The sequence below is a fragment of the Methanoregula sp. genome (assembly GCF_002835825.1).
Lineage (GTDB): Archaea > Halobacteriota > Methanomicrobia > Methanomicrobiales > Methanospirillaceae > Methanoregula.
In genome coordinates, this window is sequence record NZ_PIZH01000476.1 from 1 (window position 1) to 1,576 (window position 1,576).

Annotated in this window: 4 protein-coding genes; 3 read left to right on the top strand and 1 reads right to left on the bottom strand. The window is 57.2% G+C overall.

Annotation, left to right across the window (positions count from 1 at the left end):
• Positions 1-112 precede the first annotated feature (112 nt).
• Genes crcB through CW742_RS12445 form a run of 3 tightly spaced genes read left to right on the top strand, consistent with a single transcriptional unit; the run spans position 113 to position 1,169 of the window.
• Positions 113-478 carry a fluoride efflux transporter CrcB gene (gene crcB, locus CW742_RS12435; RefSeq protein ID WP_292420830.1) on the top strand — a complete coding sequence of 122 codons (366 nt, stop codon included), beginning with the start codon at positions 113-115 and terminating at the stop codon, positions 476-478.
• Complete coding sequence (locus CW742_RS12440; RefSeq protein WP_292420832.1) at positions 479-832, top strand: CrcB family protein; 354 nt, start codon at positions 479-481, stop codon at positions 830-832.
• A 10-nt stretch (positions 833-842) separates the two neighbouring features.
• Positions 843-1,169 (top strand): DUF190 domain-containing protein, encoded by a 327-nt coding sequence (locus CW742_RS12445; RefSeq protein WP_292420834.1) that lies wholly within the window; start codon positions 843-845, stop codon positions 1,167-1,169.
• Positions 1,170-1,182: 13 nt separating this feature from the next.
• Here CW742_RS12445 and CW742_RS12450 read toward each other — a convergent pair.
• Positions 1,183-1,576, bottom strand: a 394-nt coding sequence (locus CW742_RS12450; protein WP_292420836.1) for a hypothetical protein, incomplete at its 5' end; no start/stop codon positions are given.

Here is a 1,576-nt window from a genome sequence, read left to right on the forward strand (position 1 = left end):
CCTTTGAGAATACATGACCCGTAATGTCCCCCTTTTTTTTATCCCCCGCGCCCATTATTCTAAGCACCTGCCCGGCGGGTGACAAGCTCCTTTCGATCCGGTGAACACTGCCATGAACGCCAGAATCCTCCCGTACATCCTTGTCGCCGCCGGGGGTTTTCTCGGTGCAGTCCTTCGCTGGAGTATCGAAGAGCAGGTCCCGTCTCTCTGGGGCACGCTGGCCGTCAACTTCCTCGGCTGCGTTGCGATGGGCATGTTCATGTACGAATCGATCTACATCGGGAACTTCAGCCGGGAGACCCGTATCTTCTTCAGTGCCGGATTTGTCGGCGCTTTCACCACCTTCTCGGTTTTTGCCATGCAGAGTTTCCAGGCAGGCCCGGTCCATGGGATGGCAAATATCCTGGCGAGTCTCGTCCTCGGCCTCATCGGGATCCTTGCCGGGCGGCACCTCATCTCGTACCAGAGGTGGATGTGAATGGACCCCCTCGTCCTGGTCGGCCTCGGGGGTGCGATCGGATCGATATTCCGCTTCGAGCTCTCGAAACTGCAGCCGGTCAGGGGCATTCCGGCGGGCACGGCGCTCGTGAACGTTCTTGGCAGTTTTGCCTTTTCGCTGGTGGTATTCGGAGCCTCAGACAGCAATCTGTCTTCCTTCCTTGGGATCGGAGTCCTTGGCGGGTTCACCACGTTCTCGACGTTCAGTTTCGAGACGTTCCGTATGCTTGAAGACCATGATTATCATACGATGATCACAAATATCCTCATCAACGTTGCCGGCAGCCTGGCGGGAGTATTCGCCGGGTACCTGCTTGTTGCAGGGATTACGTAAGAGGAGTGCTATGCTTACTGATGCGATGCTGTTACGGATCTATGTCGCGGAATCCGCACGGATCAAGGAGAAGCCCGCGTACAAATATCTTGTCGAATACTTCAAAGACAAAGGATTTCCCGGGTGCACGGTCTTCCGGGGCATGGTCGGGTACGGCCATGATTATAAAATCCGCACTGTCGACGTCCTCCAGCTGTCGCTCGACCTGCCGGTCGTGATCGATATCGTGGGACAAAAAGAGAAGATCCTCGCCATTGTCCCCGAGGTCGAGGAGATGGTCGAGCACGGGCTTGTCACCGTGCAGGACGTCCAAATCGCAAAAAGGGCCGGGAACTGACTGCCGGCCCCCCTCATTCCTGCAATGCACGGGTGACCTGGTCGGCCAGTCCCTGCATCTCATCTGCAAAGCATTCCAGTTCGTCCATTACATCCATAGAGACATTCCCGTACCCCTTCATCCGCCGCGACCGGATCTCCTCGGCCGCAATATCGATGATGTACATCCTCCCCCGGACCGCCCGGGAAACCGGGACCCCGGGTTTTCCGGGATCAACGGACTGCCGCTCCAGCGTCTCAACCAGACGGGCACGGATCTTTGCTACCGCTTTGGTTATCAGCTCTTTCTGGGCCGGGTAGAGGTCAGCGATATACGAGGGAACCGCTGTGTCCGACGTCGGTTCATCAAGAACCTTCTCTATCTCGCAGAGGGTCCGGTCGATATGCTGGCAGGTGACACGGAGACGG